Genomic DNA, 22,539 nt, shown 5'->3' with positions numbered 1-22,539 from the left:
CAGGGACAACATCAACATTCTCCGTCAGGCGGCATGCTTCAGGTGGGCCGGCAGGCTGCCGGACGACAACTGGCTGCGCCGCTTGCGCATTTCGACGAACCGCACGATGGCATCGACCAGGTCGGCGTCAGTGGAAAGTTCAAGCGCGTCCACCCCGCTCTTGACCAGGGCCTCGCGCAGCTCGGATTCCCGCTGCGCGGCAATCCGGCTGAACCGCTTGCGGAAGCCGCCGTCGTGCGTGTCCACCACCACCTGCTCGCCGGTTTCCGCGTCGCGCAGCGTGAGCAGACCCAGGTCGGGCAGTTCGAGTTCCAGCGGGTCCAGCACACGCACCGCCACCACCTCGTGCCGCTGCGCCAGCTGGGCCAGCGGCTTTTCCCAGCCAGGCTCGCTGATGAAGTCGGACACGACGAACACCGTGGAGCGGCGTTTGATCAGGCTGGCGGCCGAGCCCAGCAGTTCATGCAGACGGGTCGGCCCCGAGCCGGTGGGGGCCGGGCGCGACTGGATGCTGTGCAGCAGGTGCAGCACGTGCCGGCGCCCGCTGCGGGTCGGGATGACGGCTTCGACATCGGTGCCGTAGAGCATGGCCCCCACGCGGTTGCCGTGCCGGGTGAGCAGCTTGGCCAGCACGGCGACGAATTCGGCCGAGACGTTGAGCTTGCGTTGCTCGCCCGAACCGAAATCGATGGACGGGCTCAGGTCCAGCAGGAACCAGGCGGACATCTCGCGGTCTTCGGTGAAGACGCGCACGTGCGGAACCTGCAGCCGCGCGGTGACGTTCCAGTCGATGTGGCGCACGTCGTCGTGGTGCTGGTACTCCCGCAGGTCGGCGAGGTCGAGGCCCGCCCCGCGCATCAGCGTGCGGTAGTCGCCCTGCAGGATGCCGTCGAGCCGGCGGATGACTTTCCATTCCAGGCGGCGCAGGACCGTCTCGGCGCTGGAAGGCTTCGCCCCCTCCGCTTGCGCGGACGAGGCCTCGACAGAGGCCTCGTTCTTCGTCCGTTTAGGCCACCAGCTTTTCATGCTCGAGCGGCTTGGGTGGCGGCGGGATCTTCGCCATGATCTTCTGGATCAGCGCATCGGAATTCATGCCGTCCGATAGCGCTTCGTATGACAGCACCACGCGGTGCCGGAGCACATCGGGCACCAGGTCCGTCATGTCCTCGGGCAGGGCGTAGGTGCGGCCGCGCAGCATGGCGAGTGCGCGCGCGCCTTCGGTGAGGTTGATCGTGGCGCGCGGGCTGGCGCCATAGGTGATGAACTTGGTGAGGTCCTTCATCCCGTGCCGGTCCGGCGCGCGGGTGGCGGAAACCAGCTTCACCGCGTACTGCACCAGCGACGGATCGACGTACACCTGCCGGCATTCGCGCTGCAGGGCGGCGAGCTGCTCGGTGGAGGCAACTGGCGTCACGTCCACCGCCGGGCCGGTGACGCGCTGCACGATGACGAACTCTTCCTCGTCGGTCGGGTAGTCCACCAGCACCTTCATCATGAAGCGGTCGACCTGGGCCTCGGGCAGCGGGTAGGTGCCTTCGGTCTCGATCGGGTTCTGCGTCGCCATCACCAGGAAGGGATTCGGCACCTTGTGCGTTTCGCCGGCGATGGTGACCTGCCGCTCCTGCATCACTTCCAGCAGCGCGCTCTGCACCTTGGCCGGCGCGCGGTTGATTTCGTCGGCCAGCAGCAGGTTGGCGAACACCGGGCCGAGCGAGGTGGAGAACTCGCCGTTCTTCTGGTTGAAGATGCGCGTGCCCACCAGGTCGGCCGGCACGAGGTCGGGCGTGAACTGGATGCGCTTGAACTGGCCGCGCATGGTGTTGGCCAGGGTCTTCACGGTCAGCGTCTTGGCCAGGCCGGGGACGCCTTCGACCAGCAGGTGGCCTTGCGCGAGCATGGCGACCATGACGCGTTCGAGGAAGCGGTCCTGGCCGACGACCACGCGCTTCACTTCATACAGGATCTGCTCCATCAACTGGGCGGTGGCGGTGTCGGTGCGGCTCGAGGATTCGATGGACATCTGGAGGAGAGGAAAGGGGAGGGTGAAGGGAAGACCGGCGGCTGTCAGAACGGGGGCAGCCCGGCCGCGGAGGCCGCGTTCTCGATCGGCACGGCGAAGCCGATGCCCAGGAAGGTACGCGCGGACGTCGGGTTCAGGATGGCGGTGACGATGCCGACGACCTCGCCGTCCATGGTAACCAGGGGCCCACCGGAATTGCCCGGGTTGGCGGCGGCGTCGAACTGGATCAGGTTCTTCATTTCCTGCTTGCCTTCGGGGGAGCGGAAGACGCGGCCGAGGCCGGAGACGATGCCGCCCGAGGCCGAGGGGCCGATGCCGAACGGGAAGCCGACGGCCAGCACCTTGTCGCCGGGAGCGAGATCGCTGGTTGAGCGCATGGTCGCGGCGATCATGTCGTCGGGGATCTTGCTGGCCTGCAGCACCGCCAGGTCGTTCTCAGCCTGCACGCCGGTGATGGTGGCCGTGGCCTCCAGGCCGTCATGGAACACCACCTTGATGCGGTCGGCGCCGTTGACCACGTGCAGGTTGGTCAGGATCACGCCCTTGTCGATGATGACCACGCCGGTGCCGACGCCGTTCTCGACCTCGTCGTTGGCGCCGGTGACGTCATCCTGCGCGGGGCCGAGCGGCTTCGGCTTGGGCTTGCCCGTCTTCGGATCTTTCGACTCCTTCGCCAGCTTGGCTTCTTCTTCTTTCAGGCGGCTCTTCTTCACGTAGCTGATGACGCGCACGACCGACGGCCGGATGTTGTCGTAGGCCCGCGCGTATTCGGACGGCATCACCTGCGTTTCCATCGTCTTCAGGACGGCGGCGTTGATGTGTTCCTGCGTCAGCTTGCGCTGCATCGGCTGCAGGGCCAGTGAGGCGGCGAGGGCCGCGCCCAGCAGCAGGATGGCGCTCCACATCAGCACGGGGCTGGCGAGCGCGGCCCGCAGGCGGCTGCGGCGGCTGGAGGGAGGTTTCGCCTCGGCCGGCGTGGCGGCTGGGGCCGCATCGGCGGCGGCCGCCTGCGCAGCAGCAGCCCTGGCCGGGCGGCTGGAACTGTAAAGGGCGGGCCTGCGCATCCGTGGGTCCTTCAGGAGCAATTGGCTATGGCAAACGGTAGCACGGTTTCCCGCCCTGTGCACGGCATGCGGCATCATGTGGAGCATGCCGCCATGGATCGATACGCACTGCCATCTCGATGCCGCGGAATTTCTGCCCGACGTCGATGCGGTGCGGCAACGGGCGGCCGGCGCCGGCGTGGTGCATTGCGTGATCCCCGCCGTCGCCCCGCCCAACTTCACGCAGGTGCGAGAACTCGCCCATCGGCACGGCGACAGCTACGCCCTGGGCATCCACCCGCTTTGCACCGGCGGCGCCACCGAGGCGGACCTGGAGGCGCTGGACACCGAACTCACGGCCCGGCGTGACGATCCGCGGCTGGTCGCCGTCGGCGAGATCGGCCTCGACTTCTTCGTGCCCGGGCTCGACGCGGCGCGTCAGGAACTTTTCTACCGGGAACAGCTCGCGCTGGCGCGCCGCCATGGGCTGCCGGTGCTGCTGCATGTCCGCCGGTCGGCCGACCTGTTGCTCAAACACCTCAGGCGCGTGCCGGTGACGGGCATCGCGCACGCGTTCAACGGCAGCGCGCAGCAAGCGGGCGAGTTCGTCCGCCTCGGCTTCCGGCTGGGCTTCGGCGGCGCCGCCACGTACGAACGCGCGCTGCAGATCCGCCGCCTGGCGGCGGACCTGCCGTTGTCGGCCCTGGTGCTGGAAACCGACGCGCCCGACATCCCGCCGCACTGGCTCTACCAGACGGCCGAGGCGCGCGCCGGCGGCGAGGCCCAGGGCCGCAACGAGCCGGCGCAACTGCCGCGCATCGCCGCGGAGATCGCGGGCTTGCGCCGCATGGCGCCCGGCGAATTGGCGGCGGCCACCACACGCAACGCATGCGAGGCGCTGCCCAGGCTCGCCGCGCTGCTGGCGGCCTTGGGAAGTGACGCGAACGGGGCAGGGATAATCGCGGCCCAGTGAAAGCCGCCCCCGCCCCGTCCTCCGCCCCGCTGCCCGAAGTCAACTTCTCCGACCAGGGCGACGTGCGCTCGCTGCACCTGGGCACGATCTGGATCCAGGGGTCGATGCGGCTCAGCGCGCCCTTCGACATCGAACTGGAGTACGTGCAGCGGATGATGGCGTGGCTGCTCTTCGTGGACCCCGCCAGCGTGGCGAAACGCCACGCGATGCAGCTCGGGCTGGGCGCGGCGGCCCTCACCAAGTTCTGCCACCGCAAGCTGCGGATGGCGAAGGTGACGGCGATCGAGCTCAACCCGCAGGTGGTCGCCGCCTGCCGCCTGTGGTTCAAGCTGCCGGCCGACGACGCCCGGCTGTCCGTGGTCCTCGGCGATGCCGCCGAGGTGGCGGCCCACGCGCACTGGCGCGGCCAGGTCGATGCCTTGCAGGTGGACCTGTACGACCATGAAGCCGCCGCCCCCGTGCTGGACAGCGAGCCGTTCTACCGCGACTGCCGCTCGCTCCTCACCGAGGATGGCTGCATGACGGTCAATCTCTTCGGGCGCTCGTCCAGCTACGAGCGCAGCCTGCGCCACATCCAGGGCGCCTTCGGCATCGAGGCCGTCTGGGCCTTCCGGCCGACGCGCGAAGGCAACATCATCGTGCTGGCGCTGCGGACACCCGCGCATCCGGAACGGGCCGCGCTGGTGGCGCGCGCCGAAGCGGTCGAGGCGCGCTGGGGCCTGCCGGCCCGCAAGTGGCTGCGGGTCTTCAAGCCCGCCTGATTCCGCGCCGGCCCGGCCTTGGGTAGGATGCCGCCATGAGATCCGCCGCCAAGCCGTTCGCCGCCACCGCGCCTGCCGCCCCATCGATGCGCGGCCCGCTCCACTGGCGCCACCTGGTCGAGTGGCTGAGCGAGGACGGCGTGATCTCCGCCGAGGAGGCGCGCCGCACGGTCGGCCGCTGTTCCCAGGCCGAAAGCGCCCAGCATCCGCTCGTGCGGCTGGCTGCGGTCGCCATGACGCGCGCTGCGGACGGCAAGCCGCTGGACATCGAGACGCTCACCCAGTACCTGGCGCGCCGCGCCGGCCTCGACTACCTGCGCATCGACCCGCTGAAGGTGGACGTGTCGAAGGTGGCCGACACCATGAGCGCGGGCTATGCCGAGCGCCACAAGGTGTTGCCGGTGCAGGTGACCGGCAGCACGGTGGTGATCGCGACGGCCGAGCCGTTCGTGGTGGACTGGATCGACGAGGTCGAACGCCAGTCCAAGCGCGGCGTGCGGCGCGTGGTGGCGAACCCGCAGGACATCCACCGGTTCACCGCCGAGTTCTTCTCGCTGGCCAAATCGGTCAAGGCGGCGCAGAAAAGCGGCTCCAACACCGGCGCCAGCTTCGAGCAGCTGGTGGAGCTGGGCAAAAGCAACAAGCAGCTCGACGCCAACGACCAGGGCGTGGTGCAGGTGGTGGAATGGCTGTGGCAGTACGCCTTCGACCAGCGCGCGAGCGACATCCACCTGGAGCCGCGGCGCGAGCAGGGGGTCATCCGCTTCCGGATCGACGGCGTGCTGCATCCGGTCTACCAGATGCCCATGGGCGTGCTGAACGCGATGATCGCCCGGATCAAGCTGCTGGGCCGCATGGACGTGGTGGAGCGGCGCCGTCCGCAGGACGGCCGCATCAAGACGCGCAACCCGCGCGGCGACGAAGTGGAAATGCGGCTGTCGACCCTGCCCACCGCCTTCGGCGAAAAGATGGTGATGCGGATCTTCGATCCCGACACCGCCGTCAAGGATCTCGACGCACTGGGCTTCGCGCCGCACGACGCCGAGCGCTGGGAGCGGCTGGTGGCGCGGCCGCACGGCATCGTGCTGGTGACCGGCCCGACCGGCTCCGGCAAGACGACGACGCTCTATTCCACGCTCAAGCGCATCGCCACCGAAGAGGTGAACGTGAGCACGGTGGAGGACCCGATCGAGATGATCGAGCCGGCCTTCAACCAGACCCAGGTCCAGGTGCAGCTCGACTTCGGCTTCGCCGAGGGCCTGCGCGCGCTCATGCGGCAGGACCCGGACATCATCATGGTCGGTGAAATCCGCGACCTCGCCACGGCCGACATGGCGGTGCAGGCCGCGCTCACCGGCCACCTGGTGTTCTCGACGCTGCACACCAACGACGCGCCCTCGGCCATCACGCGCCTGATGGAACTGGGCGTGCCGTCCTACCTGCTGAACGCCACGGTGGTCGGCGTGCTGGCCCAGCGACTGGTACGCACGCTGTGCAAGCAGTGCCGCGAGCCGGACGTCGACACCGCGCGCACGGCGGTGGACGACGTCGTCAAGCCCTGGAAGATCAGCGGCGACTGGAAACCTTACCGCCCGGTGGGCTGCGTGGACTGCCGCATGACCGGCTTCATGGGCCGCATGGGGCTGTACGAACTGCTCACCGTCAGCGAGGCGCTCAAGGAAAAGATCGTCCAGGAGCCCGATATCGGTGCGCTCAAGCGCCAGGCCATTGCCGACGGCATGCGGCCGCTGCGACTCGCCGGCGCGCTGCGCGTCGCCGAGGGCCTGACCACCATCCAGGAAGTGCTGACGGCAACGCCACCGCTCGACTAGCAGCCTCGGCCGCCCGGCGCTGTCGCCTCGGCAACAGCGTTCCCGGTGCCCGGCCGTAGGTGAAATCCACATCCGGCAGGGGCGGGTTTGCCCGCACAATCCGCCGGTCTGGAAATCCAATCAGGAGACAACACATGAAAATCAAGAGCCAGAAGGATTTCTTCGCCGGGCTCATGTTCCTGTTGATGGGCATCGCCTTCGGCTGGGGCGCCACCAACTACACGATCGGCGAAGGGGCCCGCATGGGCCCGGGCTACTTCCCGCTGGTGCTGGGCGTCCTGCTCGCCGCGATCGGGCTGTTCGTGATCTTCGAATCGCTGGTGGTCGAGACCGAGGACGGCGAGAAGATCGGCAGCATCGCCTGGCGTCCGCTCGGCTTCATCATCGGCGCCAACGTGATCTTCGGCATCATGATCGGCGGCATCCCCAAGATCGGCCTGCCGGCCATGGGGCTGATCGCGGGCATCTACGCGCTCACGTTCGTGGCCTCGCTGGCCGCGGACACGTTCAAGGCCAAGGAAGTGGCGATCCTCGCCACCGTGCTCGCCGTCCTCAGCTACTGCGCGTTCATCCTGCTGCTCAAGCTGCAGTTCCCGGTGTGGCCCACCTTCCTGACGCGCTAAGAACGGAACCCGCACCATGGATCTCGTTTCCAATCTCTCCATCGGGTTCGGCGTCGCGTTCACGCTGCAGAACCTGCTCTATTGCTTCATCGGCTGCCTGCTCGGCACGCTGGTCGGGGTGCTTCCGGGCATCGGCCCCGTGGCCACCATCGCCATGCTGCTGCCGGCGACCTATGCGTTGCCGCCGGTCTCCGCGCTGATCATGCTGGCCGGCATCTACTACGGCTCCCAGTACGGCGGCTCCACCACGGCCATCCTGGTCAACCTGCCCGGGGAATCGTCTTCGGTGGTGACCACGCTCGACGGCTACCAGATGGCCAGGCAGGGCCGCGCCGGGCCCGCCCTCGCGGCGGCGGGCATCGGCTCGTTCTTCGCCGGCTGCGTCGGGACCCTGATCCTCGCGGCTTTCGCCGCGCCGCTGACCGAGGTGGCCTTCAAGTTCGGCCCCGCCGAGTATTTCTCGCTGATGGTGCTGGGCCTGATCGGCGCCGTGGTCCTGGCCTCCGGCTCGCTCATCAAGGCCATCGGCATGATCATCCTGGGCCTGCTGCTGGGCCTGGTCGGCACCGACGTGAACTCCGGCGTCGCCCGCTTCTCGTTCGACATCCCGGAGCTGACCGATGGCATCGGCTTCATCGTCATCGCCATGGGCGTGTTCGGCTACGGTGAAATCATCAGCAACCTCGGCAAGCATGAGAGCGAACGCGAAGTGTTCACCGCCAAGGTCCAGGGCCTGATGCCGACCAAGGACGACTTCATGAAGATGATGCCGGCCATGCTGCGCGGCACGGCGCTCGGTTGCGGCCTGGGCATCCTGCCGGGCGGCGGCGCGCTGCTGTCCGCCTTCGCGGCCTACACCATCGAGAAGAAGATCAAGCTGAAGCCCGGCGAAATGCCGCTCGGCAAGGGCAACATCCGCGGCGTGGCGGCGCCCGAATCGGCCAACAACGCCGGCTCGCAGACCTCCTTCATCCCGCTGCTGACGCTCGGCATTCCCCCCAACGCGGTGATGGCGCTGATGGTCGGCGCGATGACCATCCACAACATCCAGCCGGGCCCGCAGGTGATGACCAGCAACCCGCAGCTGTTCTGGGGCCTGATCGCCTCGATGTGGCTCGGCAACGCGATGCTGATCATCCTGAACCTGCCGCTGATCGGCATCTGGATCAAGCTGCTGACCATTCCCTACCGCTGGCTGTTCCCGGCCATCGTGCTGTTCTGCGCCATCGGCGTGTACTCCACGAACAACAACACCTGGGACATCTGGATGGTGGCGATCTTCGGCGTCATCGGCTACCTGTTCATCAAGCTCGGTTGCGAGCCGGCCCCGCTGCTGCTGGGCCTGATCCTCGGTCCGATGATGGAAGAGAACCTGCGCCGCGCCCTGCTGCTCTCGCGCGGGGACTGGAGCGTGCTGGTCACGCGCCCGCTGTCGGCGGGGCTGCTGGCGGCCGCGGCGCTGCTGGTCATCATCGTGATGATGCCAGCCGTGAAGAACAAGCGGCAAGAAGCCTTCAAGGAAGAAGAAGCCTAGAAATAGGCCCACCCCCGAAGCGCCTGCGGCGCTTCCCCCTCAAGGGGGCGCACCCAGCGGCCCGGCAAAGCCGGTTCCGCGGGTGCCCGCGAATGGTGAAACGGCGCCTCGGGCGCCGTTTCCCGTTGGGCGACAATGGCGGGCTTCCCAGCCCCCAGCGAAGCACCGACGATGGCCCATCCCCAGGCCCACCCCCAAAGGGTGGCGCTGCACAACGAAATCCACGCCCGTCCGCCGGAGGCGATGGCCGCGCCGCTGGCCATCTCGCACATGGTCATGGTGGGCGATGCCGGCCAGCGCGAAGCCAGCCGCGCCCACATGGCGGCCCTGCTGCGCGACCACCACCTGCCGCAGCCGGACGCGCAGAGCACGCACATCCGTATGGACCTGGGCGCGTTCCGCATCCGCTGGGAACTGCACACCGAATTCGTCACCTGGACCTTCACCCGGCAGGTCGAGGCCGACGGCTTCGGCGAGCGCGAGCCGCCGACGGCGGTCGACGCCGTGCCGCAGGACTGGCTGGCCGGACTGCCCGGGCAGAGCCTGGCCGCCCTGCACCTGTGGGTGTTGCCGACCCAGGTGTTCGGCAGCGGCTCGCTGGTCAAGCACGTGCTGCGGGAGGACACCCTGGTGGGCTCCACGGTGGCCGACGGCCTGGGCGAGGTCTACACCGACTTCGCAATCCACGCCGACGGCTTCTCGCGCATGGTGCTGCTGGCCGGCTCGGTGACGCCGCGCCGGCTGGGGCGGCTGGTGCAGCAGCTGCTGGAGATCGACACGTACCGCATGGCCGCGCTGCTCGGGCTGCCGGCCGCGCGCGATGCTTCGGCCGTGCTGGGGTATGCCGAGCGCGAACTGGCGGAGCTGGCGGAATCCATCCGCGTGGCGGGCCGGCACGAGGAGCCGCAGCTGCTGGATCGGCTGACCAAGCTGGCCGGCCAAGTGGAGGGGCAGTATGCCGCCACCCATTCGCGCTTCTCCGCGAGCGCAGCCTATTTCGAGCTGATCGACCGGCGCGTGGACGACATCGCCGAATCGCGCCTGGGCGGGTTGCAGACGCTGGGTGAGTTCATCCAGCGGCGCCTCTCGCCGGCCCGCGCCACCTGCGCCTGGTCGGTGCGGCGGCAGGACGCGCTTTCGCAGCGTGTCTCGCGCATCAGCAACCTGCTGCGCACGCGGGTGGAGATCGAGCAGCAGCAAAGCAGCCAGGCGCTGCTGGCGGCCATGAACGACCGGCAGGGCCTGCAGCTGAAGATGCAGGCGACCGTGGAAGGCCTGTCGGTGGCGGCGATCACCTACTACATCGTCGGGCTCGTGAGCTACCTCGCCAAGGGGGCGCAGGCGCTCGGCTGGCCGTTCAGCCCGGAAGCCACCGCCGCCTGGGCGATCCCGCTGGTGGCGGGCGGCGTCTGGTTCTCGCTGCGGCGCCTGCACGCGCGGGTGCTGCACGCCTGATGGCGGGGCTGCCGGCCACGGGCCTGCTGCTTGCCGCGGCGGGCTCCATCACGTTCGCCGTCAAGGCCATCATCGTCAAGCTGTCCTACCGCCACGGTGTCGACCCGGTGACGCTGATCATGCTGCGCATGCTGTTCGCGCTGCCGATCTTCGTCGTGATGGCGTGGTGGGCGAGCCGCGGCAAGCCGCCGCTGACCCGGTCGGAGTGGCTGGGCGTCGCGGGCCTGGGGTTCGTCGGCTACTACCTCTCCAGCTTCCTGGACTTCGTGGGGCTGCAGTACATCACCGCCGGCCTGGAGCGCCTGATCATCTACGTCACGCCGACGGTGGTGCTGCTGCTGGGCTGGCTGCTCTATCGCAAGACCTGGACGCGGGCGCAGATGGCCGGCATGGCGGTGAGCTATGGCGGGGTGCTGCTGGTGTTCGGGCGCGAGGCCAGCCTCTCGGGCGCCAACGTGGCCCTGGGTGCGGTCCTCGTGTTCGCCAGCACCATCACCTATTCCATCTACCTGGTCTACAGCGGCGAACTGGTGCGCCGGATCGGGTCGCTGCGGCTCGTCGGACTCGCGACGACGGTGGCTTGCATCTGCTGCATCGCCCAGTTCCTGCTGCTGCGGCCCGTGGCCGTGGCGCTGGCGGTCGCGCCGGAGGTGGTCTGGTTGTCCCTTCTCAACGCGACGCTGGGGACGGCGCTGCCGGTGCTGCTGGTCATGATGGCGATCGAGCGCATCGGTGCGGCGGCCACGGCGCAGATCGGCATGATCGGCCCGCTCGCGACGATCGCGCTGGGCATCTGGCTGCTGGGCGAGCCGTTCACGCTGTGGCTCGCGGCGGGAACCGCGCTGGTGCTGGTGGGGATCTTCACCTTCACCCGCGCGCCGCCAGCCTCGAAGGGCGGCTAGCGCCGCAGGCGTTGCGCCACGCTGACCGAAGGCTTGCCAGAAAGAGCGTCGAGCCGCGTCCCCATCGCCTGCTCCAGCTGTTCCAGGCGTTGCTGGGCCGGCGGGTGGGTGGCCAGTGTCAGCGTGAACAGCTGGTTGTCCGGCGTGGCCGTGCGCAGCTGCTGGAGCGCCGACGGCAGGCCGTAGGGATCGAAGCCCGCGCGCGCCGCCAGCGCGACGCCGTTGCGGTCGGCGTCGAATTCGTCGCTCTGGTCGAGGCCGCTGGAATAGAGGTTGCGGCCCAGGGCGAGCATCTGCTGCGAGATGGCGCCGCCCACGTTGTTGCGTACCTGCGAGGCGATCAACTGCGTGAGGAGCCCTGAGCGGGCCTTGGAGCGCAGCGCCTGCAGGTGGTGCTTGCCGGTGACGTGGATGATCTCGTGCGCCAGGATCCCGGCGAGCTCCGCCTCGTCGACCCGGTCGATCAGGCCCTTGGTGACGAACACATAGCCGCCGGGCGTGGCGAACGCGTTGTAGCCGTCGTCGTTGAGCACGCCGAAGGTCCAGGGCAGTTGCGGCCGGGTGGACTGCAGGCTGATCCAGCGCCCCAGGCTGTTCACGTAGCGCTGCAGGCCCATGTCCGGGTGCAGGGGCTTGGTGCCCAGGAGCACGGCCGAGAGCTGGCGGCCGATCTCGATCTCCTTGGCTTCGTCGATCTGGTCCACCGACTCCGAAAGCAGCTGGATCAGGTCGCCCGCATTCGCGCCGCCCGTGTTGCCGCCGGGCGGGGCGAGGTTGATGACGTTCCCGCCGCTGCCGCCTCCGGGGATGGGCAGGTTCCTGAGCAGGTTGCCGAACTGCGCGAAGGCGGGGGCAGCGGCAAGGCTCGCGGCAAGCGCGACGGCAGCTGCGAGCACGGTGCGATGCAATGGGTTCATGGGGTCCTCACTGCTGTGGGTTCGAGGGATCGCCACCAGGGCCCGAAGGTGACAACACGCGGGCGGGCGCGGGCAGCGGGTCCACCGCCACCGGGCGCAGCGCGGCCCCGCCGGCGAAGGCGCGTGCATCCGATTCCGACTGGCGCAACGTTTCCATCTGGCCGACCGCGGCGGGATTCGGTGTCGCCCTCGCGAGATCCTCGGCGCCCAGGCCGCGGATGCCGGAGGCCGACGTGCTGGTGGTCGTGCTGCCGCCACCGAACAGGCCGGCCACACCGCGCAGCGGATTGGCGCTGCCATCGCTGCCAACGCGGGCGCCACCGCCGGCGGCCGGGGCCACGTCGAACAGGTGCACCCAGCCCGTCGCGCCCGCAGCGGTGCGCACCTGCACCCAGGGCCCTTGCCGCTCGGCCAGCCGCGTGAGCGGTGTCTGCGCCGGCAGGGCCGCGAGGGCGGGTGCCGTCGCGGCAGGGGATTGGCGCAGCTCGGTGGCACGCTTGGTCAAGGCCGCTTCCTGGGCGCCGGCGAGCGGCACGAGCAGAGTCAGCGTGAGGAGCGTGAACAGGCGAAGGGGCAGGGCGATGCGTATCATCCGCGGATCGTCATCTCGTTCAAAGCAGGCATTATGGACTTCGGCATCACGGGGAAGTGGGCACTAGTTTGCGGAGCCAGCAAAGGATTGGGGTTCGGTTGCGCGCAGGCGCTGGCGCGCGAGGGCGCGCATGTGCTGCTGGTGGCGCGCGGCGCCGAGGCGCTGCAGGCCGCGGTCGACCGGCTGAAGGCCGACCCGGCGGTGCCGGCCGGCACCACGGTCGAGCACGTCGCCGCCGACATCACCACGGTCGCGGGCCGGGCGGCCGTGTTCGCGCGGCGCAAGGATTTCGACATCGTCATCACCAACGCGGGCGGCCCGCCGCCCGGCGACTTCCGCGACTGGGACCGCGACGCCTGGATCAAGGCGGTGGACGGCAACATGCTGACGCCGATCGAGCTCATCAAGGCCACGGTGGACGGCATGGCCGAGCGCGGCTTCGGCCGCATCGTGAACATCACGTCGAGCGCGGTGAAGGCGCCCATCGACATCCTGGGCCTGTCGAACGGCGCGCGCAGCGGGCTGACCGGTTTCGTCGCGGGCGTCGCGCGTACCAGCAAGCTGGCCTCGCGCAACGTCACCATCAACAACCTGCTGCCGGGCGCTTTCGACACGCACCGGCTGCGTGGGACGATGGAAGGCGCTGCCAAGAAGACCGGGCAGCCGATCGAATCCATCATGGAGGCGCGCAAGAAGACGGTGCCCGCGCTGCGCTTCGGCAATGCCGACGAGTTCGGCGCGACCTGCGCGTTCCTGTGCAGCCAGCACGCGAGCTACATCACCGGGCAGAACGTCCTGATCGACGGCGGGGCGTACCCGGGCACGTACTAGTCGCGCGGGAAACCTATTTGCGTGAAGAAACCACGATCCCGCCGACGATCAGCACGAATGCGACCGCGTGGTACAGGTGGGGGCGGTCGCCCAGGAACAGCGTCGAGAACACGGCGGCGAACAGCGGCGTGAGGTTGGAGAAGAAGCCGGCGACGTTCGGGCCCACGCGCTGCACGCCCAGCCCCCAGCACCGGTAGGCCAGGATCGCAGGGCCCACGGCCACGAAGACCAGGGCGGCCGCCAATGGCCAGCCCCAGGCGATGGCCTGGCCGCCACCCGCCCATTCGCCGCCCGCGAACAGCGCCGACCAGGCCAGCCCGGGGACCACCTGCGCCATCAGGAAGGCGGCCCAGTCGCGGCGGATCTCGGGCGGGTCGTCGGGCCGGGTCAGCAGCCAGCTGTACCAGGCCCAGGCGGCGGTGGCCACGAGCACGTAGATGTCGCCCGGCACGAAGCGGACCTGGGCGAGGTGCCCCAGGTCACCGCGGGACAGCACCAGCAGGACGCCCGCCATGGACAGGACGCCACCGGCGATCTGCCGGCCGGCGATGCGCTGGCCGAAGAACAGGGCACCCATCCCCAGCATGAAGACCGGCGTGCTCGAAGCCACCAGTGTCACGTTGATCGGCGTGGAGGTCTTCAGCGCCAGGTACTGCAGCGCGTTGTAGCAGCCCACCCCCAGCAGGCCCAGCAGGGCATAGCGCCGCATGTTCGGCCACAGCGGGCTGCCGCGCCCCAGCACCCAGGCGGCCAGCGGCAGCAGGATCAGGAAGGCCAGCGCCCAGCGCAGGAAGTTCAGCGTGATGGGCGGCACCAGGCCGCTGACCATGCGGCCGACGACGGCGTTGCCCGCCCACAGCAGCGGCGGCACGGTGAGCAGCAGCGCGGTGGAAAGGGTGAGTCGCTGGTTCATGGGGAGCAGGCACTTTAGCGGGTGGCCCAATCACGGACTGAGGCGGGGCTGACGGATTCGTGGCAGGATGCCCGCCACCCCCTTCCTCACACCTTCGCGCCTAGGAGACCCTCATGAGCCGAGCCGTCCGCATCCGCCAGCCTGGCGGCCCCGATGAACTGGTGGTCGACGATGTCGAAGTGGGCCAGCCGGGCCCCGGCGAGATCCGCATCCGCCACCATGCCGTCGGGCTGAACTTCATCGATGTCTACCACCGCACCGGGCTGTACCCGCTCGCGATGCCGGCCGGCATCGGCATGGAGGCCGCCGGCGTGGTCGAGGCCGTTGGCGACGGAGTCACGCACCTGAAGGCCGGCGACCGCGCCGCCTACGCGAGCCAGCCGCCCGGCGCCTATTGCGAGGTGCGTGTCATGCCCGCCAAGACGGTCTGCAAGCTGCCCGATGCGATCGATTTCGAGACCGGCGCGGCCATGATGCTGAAGGGCCTGACCGCGCAATACCTGCTCAAGCGCACCCAGCCGCAGGGCGGCTTGAAGGAAGGCGACCACGTGCTGTTCCATGCGGCGGCCGGTGGCGTCGGCCTGATCGCCTGTCAGTGGGCCAAGGCGATGGGACTGCAGTTGATCGGCACCGCGGGCACGGACGAAAAGTGCGCACTCGCCAAGTCGCTGGGCGCCACCCACGTCATCAACTACAACCAGGAAGACTTCCTGCCGAAGGTGAAGGAGATCACCGGCGGCCGCGGCGTGAAGGTCGTCTACGACTCGGTGGGCAAGGACACGTGGGACAAATCGCTGGACTGCCTCTCACCGTTCGGGCTGATGGCGAGCTTCGGCAACGCTTCCGGCCCCGTGCCGCCCTTCGCACCGGGCATCCTTGGCGCCAAGGGCTCGCTGTATGTCACACGGCAGACGCTTTTCACCCACATCGCGACGCGCGAGGCCACGCAGCAGATGGCGGACGATCTGTTCGCGGCCGTCACCAGCGGCCAGGTGAAGATCCGCATCGACCAGCGGTATCCGCTGGAGCAGGTGCGGGAGGCGCACCGCGACCTGGAAGCGCGCAAGACGACCGGCTGCACCATTCTCACCTTGTGAATTGGGCGCGTGCGCTCCTATGATGGACGTCCACCAACCAAGGGGACCGACATGAGAACGAGGAGCAGTTGGTTGTACGCGTTCGTGCTGGCAACGGGCGTGATGGGGGTGCAGGCGCAGAGCCTGCCGGGCGATTACGTCGTCGAGGGCCGCGATTTCGACGGCAAGGCGTACACGGGCAAGCTGCGCATCACGGCGGCGGGACCCGTGTTCCGCCTGGCCTACACCGAGGACCGCACCTTGCGAGGCATGGGCATCCAGCGCGGGAACCAGCTGTTCACCGCATGGGGGCCGAACAGCAAGTGCACCGTCAGCGCACTGGAGATCAAGGCGGACGGCAACCTCGAGGGTCCCTGGGGCGACCTGGAGCGCAGCGCGCTCGGCAGCGAATCGCTGAGCAAACAGGCGGGGGCCCCGGGCCAGGTGGACGGCACCTACACCTCCAGGGGCCGCACGCCCGACGGCGAAAGCTACGACGGCGTGACGACCATCGAGGCGCGCGGGCAGGTGTTCAAGGTGAACTTCAAGGACAACGACGGCAACCAGCCGGGCGTCGCCATCCGGCAGGGCCAGTCACTGGCGGTCGCTTACGGCGGGTCGCGCTGCGGCGTCAGTGTCTACACGATCAACGCCGACGGCACGCTGGCCGGGCCTTACGCCGACCCGAGGGACAACCGGCTGGGCACCGAAACCATCCGGCGGCGTTAGGCGCCCATGCGTGGCGGGCTGGCGGCGGTTCCCCAGGCGTGGTGGCAGGCGCTGCAGTCCGAAGCCGACCAGCCGCCCGCCGCGCCGCGTGAGCCACTGCGCTGGGGCAGCGCCGAAATCGGCTCCATCGAACCGGTGCTGTCCAGGCTGGCAGCGCTGGAGTCCTGGCTGGAACGTTCGGGAGATGGCTGGGAGGTGCGCGGCGCCGACCTGAGCAGCGCCCTCGCGGCCATCGCCGTGGTGCTTCGCGATGCCGGCCTGGTGCGCGCGTGGCGCGACGAGCTGCTTGGCGTCCACGATGCGTCGGGTCATGCGGTCGGCAGGATCGAGCGCGGCGCCGTCCGCCTGCTCGGCATCTCGACGCACGCCGTCCACCTGGCCGCCTGGGCGCCGGATGGACGCTTCTGGCTGCAGCAGCGCGCGTTCGACAAACCCAACGATCCCGGCCTGTGGGACACGCTGGTGGGCGGCATGGTCCCGGCGGGCGAGAGCGGGCTCGCGGCGCTGGAGCGCGAAACCTGGGAGGAGGCCGGCTTGCGCTTCGCGCAGCTGGAAGGCCTGGCCCGCGGCGGCTCGTTTCTCACGCGCAGGCCTTCCGCCGAGGTCGCGCATGGCTATGTGGTCGAGCGTCTCGACTGGTACCGTTGCGTGCTGCCGCCAGGCACCGTGCCCGTCAACCAGGACGGGGAAGTGGCCCGGTTCGAGGGCATGGCCGCGCGGGAGGTGGCCCGCCGGCTGCAGCAGGACGAATTCACGCTGGAAGCCGCGCTGATCCTGCGTGCCGCAACGGCGGGCACTGCCTGAGTCGGGCTTTCCTACAGCAGCATGGCCTGCCAGATGGCAACCTGCGGCCACGGGCATGCGCAGAATCGGGGCACAGAAAGACTCCAGCCATGACGGTCCGAACCTACATCATCGAAGACAGCCCCACGATCCGCGACAACCTGATCGAGACCTTGCAGGATCTGGCGCAGGTCCAGACGGTCGGCACCGCCGAGACCGAGCACGAAGGCAAGCGCTGGCTCGCCCAGAACGACGGCACCTGGGACCTGGCCATCGTGGACCTGTTCCTGCGGGAGGGCAGCGGCCTGAACGTATTGGACGCGTTGCGCGAGAGGCGCCGGCCCGGCCAGCGGCTCATCGTGCTGAGCAATCACGCGACCCAGGACGTGCGCTGGCGCTGTGCGCAGCTTGGCGCCGACGCGGTGTTCGACAAGTCCACCGAGATCGAGAAGCTGGTCGCCTACTGCAACGCCTGAGAGTTGTCGTCCACCAGCACGGCCTTGAGCCGGCTCGGGGCCAGTGCCCCCGCGGAGTCGAGGATCGGGTAGGCGATGGAGCAGATGTGCGAGTTGATGCGCTTCAGGTCGCTGATCAGGTCGAGGTGCAGCGAGCTGGTTTCGATGCTCTGCACCGTGTTGTCGGTCAGTCGGATCAGGTGGGTGCCGGCATAGGTGCGTTCCAGGTCGCGGAACCGCACCTTCTCCTCCAGCAGCTTCTGCGCGTCGCGCACGGTTCCGTTGAGGAAGACGCTCATGCCCAGGCGCAGGTTGTCGATCAGCCGGGCGTGGAGCTCGCAGATCTCGGCCATGCCCGCGGCGGAGAAGCTGCGGTTCTTCTTGATCTTCTTGTCCTCGATGTCCTGCAGCACGCGCTCGATGATGTCGCCGATCTGCTCCATGTTGATCGTGAAGCTGATGATGTCCGTCCAGCGGCGGCTTTCTTCCTCGCCCAGCGCCTCGCGCGAGATCTTGGTCAGGTAGTACTTGATCGCCGAATAGAGTTCGTCGACCGTGTCGTCCATCTTGCGCAGCTCCTCGGCGAGCCGCAGGTCGTTGTCCTTGATGACGCGCAGCATGCCGACCATCATGGTCTCGACGATGTCGGCCTGGTGCAGCGCTTCGCGCGCCGCGCAGGAGATGGCCAGCGAGGGCGTCGACAGGGCCGACGGATCGAGGTGATGGGGACGGCCTGAGACCAGCGTCTTGTCCGGCTTCGGCAGCCATGCCTCCACCCGCCTGGCGACGACGGGCGTGAACGGCAGCAGCAGCAGCGCCATCAGCACGTTGAAGCTCAGGTGATACAGCACCACGACGGTCGACGGGTCTCCCAGGTAGGGCCGCACCCAGCGCAGCCACAGCCCCACGAACGGGGCGGCGATCAACACGCCGATGATCTTGAAGATGAGGTTGCCCATCGGCACGTGGCGCACTTCGACCGTGGACTTCGCAGTGGCCAGCACGCCGAGCATGCCGCTGCCCAGGTTGGCGCCGAGCACGAGGCCAAGGGCGACATCCAGCGGGATCGCACCCGAAGCGGCCAGGGTCGCGGTCAGCAGCACGATCGCGAGGCTCGAATACGCCACGACCGCCAGGAACGCGCCCACCGTGATCTCGAGCAGGATGTCGCTGGACAGGGACAGCAGCAGCGCCTTGACGGCGGGCGATTGCACCATGATCGCGGTGGACTCCGCCACGAGCCGCAGCGCCAGCAGCATCAGCCCCAGGCCGATCAGAACGCGGCCGAAACGGCCCACGGGCGTCGCCTGGCTCGAGATGAACAGCACCACGCCGACAAAGATGAAGAGCGGCGACAGCCAGGACAGGTCGAGCGAGAAGACCACCGTCATCAGGCTGGTGCCGACGTCCGCGCCCAGCATCACCGCCAGGGCGGTGGGGAGCGCGACCAGGCCCTGGCCGACGAACGAGGCGACGATCAGTGCGGTGGCGGTACTGGACTGGACGAGGGCCGTGACGCCTACCCCCGCCAGCGCGGCGGCCGGGCGGGTGTCGATGCTGCGGGCCAGCACGTGGCGCAGATTGGCGCCGAAGACCCGCAGGATGCCGGTACGAACGAGATAGGTGCCCCACACCAGCAGCGCCACGGCCGCCAGCAGGTTCAACAAATGCTTCATGTTTGAAGCATCATATCCCACCCCGTCCGGGTCTACTTGCTCTGCCGGACCCGCAGCAGCTCGTCCAGGATCAGGCAGGCGGCGCCGATCGTGATCGCGCTGTCGGCCACGTTGAAGGCGGGGAAGAACCAGCCGCCGTAGTGGACCTGGATGAAGTCCACCACGTAACCGTACAGCACGCGGTCGACCACGTTGCCGATGGCGCCGCCCAGGATGCAAGCCAGAGCGAACGCGAACATCTTCTGCTGGGAGTGCGAGCGCAGCAGCCACAGAATGAACAGCGTCGCGGCCACGCCGATGCCGGTGAACAGCCAGCGCTGCCAGCCGCCCGCGCCGGCCAGAAAGGAAAAGGCCGCGCCCGTGTTGTGCGCCCGCACGATGTTGAAGAAGGGCAACACGTAGGTCGAGTCACCCAGCTTGTAGTAGCCGAGGATCAGCACCTTGGTGAACTGGTCGGCGATCAGGATGATGAGCGCCAGCCCCAGCCAGGGCAGCATGCCGGTGCCGCTGCCGGCGGTCTTGAAGTTGCTGCGGGCCATCAGGCGTGCACCCGCGCTTCGCCGGCGCCGAACAGGTTGCTCACGCAGCGCCCGCAGATCGTGGCGTACTTCGGATCGCTGCCGACGTCGGCGCGCCAATGCCAGCACCGCTCGCACTTCACGTCCGCGCTGGGCACCGCCTGCACGGCAAGGCCATCGCCTTGCTCCAGCCGGACCGCCGAAGCGATGAAGACGAACTTGAGATCGTCTTCCAGGCTGGCCAGCAACGCGTGGTCGTCCGGCCCGGCCGTGACCACCAGGTTGGCCTGCAGCGACGAGCCGACCTGGCCCTTCTCGCGCAGCGCCTCGATCTCCTTGTTGGCGATGGCGCGGATCTCGCCCAGGCGCTTCCAGCGCGCGAGCAAGGCGGAGTCGGGCGCGCCGATCTCGGCGTACTCCTCCAGAAAGATCGAGTCGGAGTTGCCGAACAGCTTCCAGGCTTCCTCGGCGGTGAAGCTGAGGAAGGGCGCCATCCAGCGCAGCATGGCGTGCGTGATGTTCCACAGGGCCGTCTGCGCGCTGCGGCGCGCCAGCGACTTCGGCGCCGTCGTGTAAAGACGGTCCTTCAGGATGTCGAGGTAGAAGGCGCCCAGGTCTTCCGAGCAGTACACCTGCAGCTTGGCCACCACCGGGTGGAATTCGTAGACCTCGAAATGCGCGAGCACCTCGGCCTGGAATTCGGCGGCCCGGGTCAGCGCGTAGCGGTCGATCTCCAGCATCTCGGCCAGCGGCACGGCATCCTTGGCCGGGTCGAAGTCGCTGACGTTGGCCAGCAGGAAGCGCAGCGTATTGCGGATGCGGCGGTACGCGTCTACAACGCGGTCGAGGATCTTCTTGTCCCCCGCGATGTCGCCGGAGTAGTCGGAAGCGGCGACCCAGAGCCGCACGATCTCCGCGCCCAGCTTGGCGTTGACCTCCTGCGGCTCGATGCCGTTGCCGAGCGACTTGCTCATCTTGCGGCCCTGGGCATCGACCGTGAAGCCGTGCGTGAGCAGGCCGCGGTACGGCGCCCGTCCGTACATGGCCGCGGCGGTCAGCAGCGAGCTGTGGAACCAGCCGCGGTGCTGATCGTGGCCTTCCAGGTAGAGGTCGGCTTCGGGGCCGTTCTCATGGGCCGCGCCCGCGTGGGAATGCCGCAGCACAGTGGTGTGCGTGGTGCCGGAGTCGAACCACACCTCGAGGATGTCGGTGCTCTTGTTGTAGCTGGGCGCGTCGGCGGCAGCGCCGACCTTGGCCAGGATCTCCTCGGGCGAGGCCTTGCTCCAGGCCTCGATGCCGCCCGCTTCGACCATGGCTGCCGCCACGTCGAGGATCTCCATCGTCTTCGGATGCAGGTCGTGCGTGTCCTTGTGCAGGAAGAAGGGCAGCGGCACGCCCCAGCTGCGCTGGCGGCTGATGCACCAGTCGGGCCGCCCGGCGATCATGTCGCGCAGGCGCGCCTGGCCGTTCTCGGGGAAGAAGCTGGTTTCCTCGATGGCTTTCAGCGCCGTCTGGCGCAGCGTCTCGGTCGCCTTGTCCTTGGTGAACACGCCTTCGCCCGCGTCCATGCGGATGAACCACTGGGCGGCGGCGCGGTAGATCACCGGCGACTTGTGGCGCCAGCAGTGCGGGTAGCTGTGGACGATGTTCTCGGTGGCGAACACGCGTCCGGCGGCCTTCAGCGCGTCGGTGATGACGGGGACGGCCTTCCAGATGTTCTGGCCGCCGAACAGCGGGAAATCGGCCGCGTAGCTGCCGTTCGCCTGCACCGGGTTGAGAATGTCGTCGTACTGCACGCCGTGCGCGATGCAGCTGTTGAAGTCGTCCAGGCCGTAGGCGGGCGAAGAATGGACGATGCCGGTGCCGTCGTCGGCGGTGGCGTAGTCGGCCAGGTACACCGGTGACAGGCGGCGGTAGCCGGCGTCCACTTCGTACAGCGGATGGCGGAAGTTCAGGCCGCCCAGCTTCTCGCCTTTCACCGTGGCCAACACCGTGCCGTTGAGGCCGTAGCGCGTCATGCACTTTTCCACCAATGACGCGGCCAGGATCAGCTGGCCGCGCTCGGTATCGACCAGCGCGTAGTCCAGCTCCGGGTTCAGGTTCAGGGCCTGGTTGGCCGGGATGGTCCAGGCGGTGGTGGTCCAGATGACGGCGAGGACGGGCTTGCCGCTGCCGGCCGCACCAAATGCCGCCAGCACCTTCGCCGCATCATCCGCCTCGAACCCCACATCGATCGTCTGCGACTTCTTGTCCGCGTACTCGATCTCGAACTCCGCCAGCGACGAGCCGCAGTCGAAGCACCAGTAGACGGGCTTCAGTCCGCGGTAGACAAAGCCGCGCTCGATCACCCGCTTGAACGCGCGGATCTCGTCGGCCTCGTTGCCGGGGTCCATGGTGCGGTAGGGGTGGTCCCAGTCGCCCAGCACGCCCAGCCGCTTGAAGTCGGCCATCTGGATGCCGATCTGCTCGGTGGCGAAAGCGCGGCTTTTGGCCTGCATCTCGTCGCGCGGCAGGTTCCGGCCGTGCTTCTTCTCGATCGCGTTTTCGATCGGCAGGCCATGGCAGTCCCAGCCGGGGATGTAGGCCGCGTCCAGGCCCTTGAGCTGGCGCGACTTGACGATCATGTCCTTCAGGATCTTGTTGACCGCGTGGCCCATGTGGATCTGGCCGTTGGCATAGGGCGGGCCGTCGTGCAGCACGAACTTCTGGCGTCCCTGGCGCGCCACGCGCAGGCGTTTGTAGAGGCCCTGGTCTTCCCACTCCTTCACCCAGCCCGGCTCGCGCTTGGGCAGGTCGCCGCGCATGGGGAAGGGCGTGTCGGGCAGGTTGAGGGTGGCGCGGTAATCGGTCTTGTCGGTCATGGAATGCTTCTAGGTTGTCATTCCGGGCTGGACCCGGAATCCACG

21 protein-coding genes are annotated in these 22,539 nt (G+C 68.6%); 12 read left to right on the top strand and 9 right to left on the bottom strand.

Annotated features, from left to right (window positions below):
* Window positions 1-24: 24 nt before the first annotated feature.
* Genes FN976_RS06580 through FN976_RS06570 form a run of 3 tightly spaced genes read right to left on the bottom strand, consistent with a single transcriptional unit; the run spans window position 25 to window position 3,084 of the window.
* The gene (locus FN976_RS06580; RefSeq protein WP_145892185.1) at window positions 25-1,026 is read right to left on the bottom strand and encodes a DUF58 domain-containing protein; all 1,002 of its coding nucleotides are present in this window, start codon (window positions 1,024-1,026) and stop codon (window positions 25-27) included.
* The gene (locus tag FN976_RS06575; RefSeq protein WP_145892184.1) at window positions 1,007-2,020 is read right to left on the bottom strand and encodes an AAA family ATPase; all 1,014 of its coding nucleotides are present in this window, start codon (window positions 2,018-2,020) and stop codon (window positions 1,007-1,009) included. The genes FN976_RS06580 and FN976_RS06575 overlap by 20 nt, the downstream gene beginning before the upstream one ends.
* Window positions 2,021-2,064: 44 nt before the next feature.
* Window positions 2,065-3,084 (bottom strand): S1C family serine protease, encoded by a 1,020-nt coding sequence (locus FN976_RS06570; protein ID WP_145892183.1) that lies wholly within the window; start codon window positions 3,082-3,084, stop codon window positions 2,065-2,067.
* Window positions 3,085-3,169: 85 nt separating this feature from the next.
* Between FN976_RS06570 and FN976_RS06565 the strand changes: the two genes are divergently transcribed.
* The 7 genes from FN976_RS06565 to FN976_RS06535 all read left to right on the top strand — a co-directional run bounded on the left by FN976_RS06565 (window position 3,170) and on the right by FN976_RS06535 (window position 11,143).
* Window positions 3,170-4,036 (top strand): TatD family hydrolase, encoded by an 867-nt coding sequence (locus FN976_RS06565; protein WP_145892182.1) that lies wholly within the window; start codon window positions 3,170-3,172, stop codon window positions 4,034-4,036.
* Window positions 4,033-4,797, top strand: a complete 765-nt coding sequence (locus FN976_RS06560; RefSeq protein WP_145892181.1) for a spermine/spermidine synthase domain-containing protein — start codon at window positions 4,033-4,035, stop codon at window positions 4,795-4,797. Before FN976_RS06565 ends, FN976_RS06560 begins: the two co-directional genes overlap by 4 nt.
* A gap of 35 nt (window positions 4,798-4,832) precedes the next feature.
* Window positions 4,833-6,629, top strand: a complete 1,797-nt coding sequence (gene tfpB, locus FN976_RS06555; RefSeq protein WP_145892180.1) for a type IV pilus assembly ATPase TfpB — start codon at window positions 4,833-4,835, stop codon at window positions 6,627-6,629.
* 134 nt (window positions 6,630-6,763) lie between these two features.
* Window positions 6,764-7,252 (top strand): tripartite tricarboxylate transporter TctB family protein, encoded by a 489-nt coding sequence (locus tag FN976_RS06550; protein ID WP_145892179.1) that lies wholly within the window; start codon window positions 6,764-6,766, stop codon window positions 7,250-7,252.
* Between the two features lie 16 nt (window positions 7,253-7,268).
* Entirely contained in the window at window positions 7,269-8,786 is a 1,518-nt protein-coding gene (locus FN976_RS06545) for a tripartite tricarboxylate transporter permease (protein WP_145892178.1), read from the top strand.
* 171 nt (window positions 8,787-8,957) lie between these two features.
* Entirely contained in the window at window positions 8,958-10,241 is a 1,284-nt protein-coding gene (locus tag FN976_RS06540; protein ID WP_145892177.1) for a DUF3422 family protein, read from the top strand.
* The gene (locus FN976_RS06535) at window positions 10,241-11,143 is read left to right on the top strand and encodes a DMT family transporter (protein ID WP_145892176.1); all 903 of its coding nucleotides are present in this window, start codon (window positions 10,241-10,243) and stop codon (window positions 11,141-11,143) included. The genes FN976_RS06540 and FN976_RS06535 overlap by 1 nt, the downstream gene beginning before the upstream one ends.
* On the opposite strand, the gene FN976_RS06530 is transcribed toward FN976_RS06535, so the two are convergent.
* Both FN976_RS06530 and FN976_RS06525 read right to left on the bottom strand, forming a co-directional pair.
* The gene (locus FN976_RS06530) at window positions 11,140-12,060 is read right to left on the bottom strand and encodes a M48 family metalloprotease (RefSeq protein ID WP_145892175.1); all 921 of its coding nucleotides are present in this window, start codon (window positions 12,058-12,060) and stop codon (window positions 11,140-11,142) included. The two genes, FN976_RS06535 and FN976_RS06530, sit on opposite strands and share 4 nt — an antisense overlap.
* Window positions 12,061-12,067: 7 nt before the next feature.
* A complete protein-coding gene (locus FN976_RS06525; protein WP_145892174.1) occupies window positions 12,068-12,652 on the bottom strand; it encodes an SH3 domain-containing protein in 585 nt (194 codons plus the stop codon).
* Between the two features lie 33 nt (window positions 12,653-12,685).
* Here FN976_RS06525 and FN976_RS06520 point away from each other — a divergent pair, with 33 nt between their 5' ends.
* Window positions 12,686-13,483 (top strand): SDR family oxidoreductase, encoded by a 798-nt coding sequence (locus tag FN976_RS06520; RefSeq protein ID WP_145892173.1) that lies wholly within the window; start codon window positions 12,686-12,688, stop codon window positions 13,481-13,483.
* 13 nt (window positions 13,484-13,496) lie between these two features.
* Here FN976_RS06520 and FN976_RS06515 read toward each other — a convergent pair whose 3' ends face one another.
* Window positions 13,497-14,396, bottom strand: coding sequence for a DMT family transporter (locus FN976_RS06515; RefSeq protein ID WP_145892172.1), 900 nt, complete (start codon window positions 14,394-14,396; stop codon window positions 13,497-13,499).
* 113 nt (window positions 14,397-14,509) lie between these two features.
* Between FN976_RS06515 and FN976_RS06510 the strand changes: the two genes are divergently transcribed.
* The 4 genes from FN976_RS06510 to FN976_RS06495 all read left to right on the top strand — a co-directional run bounded on the left by FN976_RS06510 (window position 14,510) and on the right by FN976_RS06495 (window position 17,460).
* Window positions 14,510-15,493 carry a quinone oxidoreductase family protein gene (locus FN976_RS06510; protein WP_145892171.1) on the top strand — a complete coding sequence of 328 codons (984 nt, stop codon included), beginning with the start codon at window positions 14,510-14,512 and terminating at the stop codon, window positions 15,491-15,493.
* Between the two features lie 72 nt (window positions 15,494-15,565).
* A complete protein-coding gene (locus tag FN976_RS06505) occupies window positions 15,566-16,201 on the top strand; it encodes a hypothetical protein (RefSeq protein WP_145892170.1) in 636 nt (211 codons plus the stop codon).
* 6 nt (window positions 16,202-16,207) lie between these two features.
* Window positions 16,208-17,005 (top strand): NUDIX hydrolase, encoded by a 798-nt coding sequence (locus tag FN976_RS06500; protein WP_145892169.1) that lies wholly within the window; start codon window positions 16,208-16,210, stop codon window positions 17,003-17,005.
* Window positions 17,006-17,094: 89 nt separating this feature from the next.
* Window positions 17,095-17,460 (top strand): response regulator, encoded by a 366-nt coding sequence (locus FN976_RS06495; RefSeq protein ID WP_145892168.1) that lies wholly within the window; start codon window positions 17,095-17,097, stop codon window positions 17,458-17,460.
* Here the strand turns inward: FN976_RS06495 and FN976_RS06490 are convergent.
* The 3 genes from FN976_RS06490 to ileS are packed head-to-tail and all read right to left on the bottom strand — an operon-like array spanning window position 17,445 to window position 22,494.
* Window positions 17,445-19,115: a Na/Pi cotransporter family protein gene (locus tag FN976_RS06490; protein ID WP_145892167.1), complete on the bottom strand. Its 1,671-nt coding sequence runs from the start codon at window positions 19,113-19,115 to the stop codon at window positions 17,445-17,447. The two genes, FN976_RS06495 and FN976_RS06490, sit on opposite strands and share 16 nt — an antisense overlap.
* 32 nt (window positions 19,116-19,147) lie before the next feature.
* Entirely contained in the window at window positions 19,148-19,654 is a 507-nt protein-coding gene (gene lspA / locus FN976_RS06485; RefSeq protein WP_145892166.1) for a signal peptidase II, read from the bottom strand.
* Window positions 19,654-22,494, bottom strand: a complete 2,841-nt coding sequence (ileS, locus tag FN976_RS06480; protein ID WP_145892164.1) for an isoleucine--tRNA ligase — start codon at window positions 22,492-22,494, stop codon at window positions 19,654-19,656. The genes lspA and ileS overlap by 1 nt, the downstream gene beginning before the upstream one ends.
* Between the last annotated feature and the right edge of the window lie 45 nt (window positions 22,495-22,539).

It is taken from the genome of Caenimonas sedimenti (genome assembly GCF_007833165.1).
GTDB lineage: Bacteria > Pseudomonadota > Gammaproteobacteria > Burkholderiales > Burkholderiaceae_C > Ramlibacter > Ramlibacter sedimenti.
The sequence above is the reverse complement of the archived record's forward strand: the minus strand, read 5'-3'. Positions and strand labels throughout refer to the sequence as shown.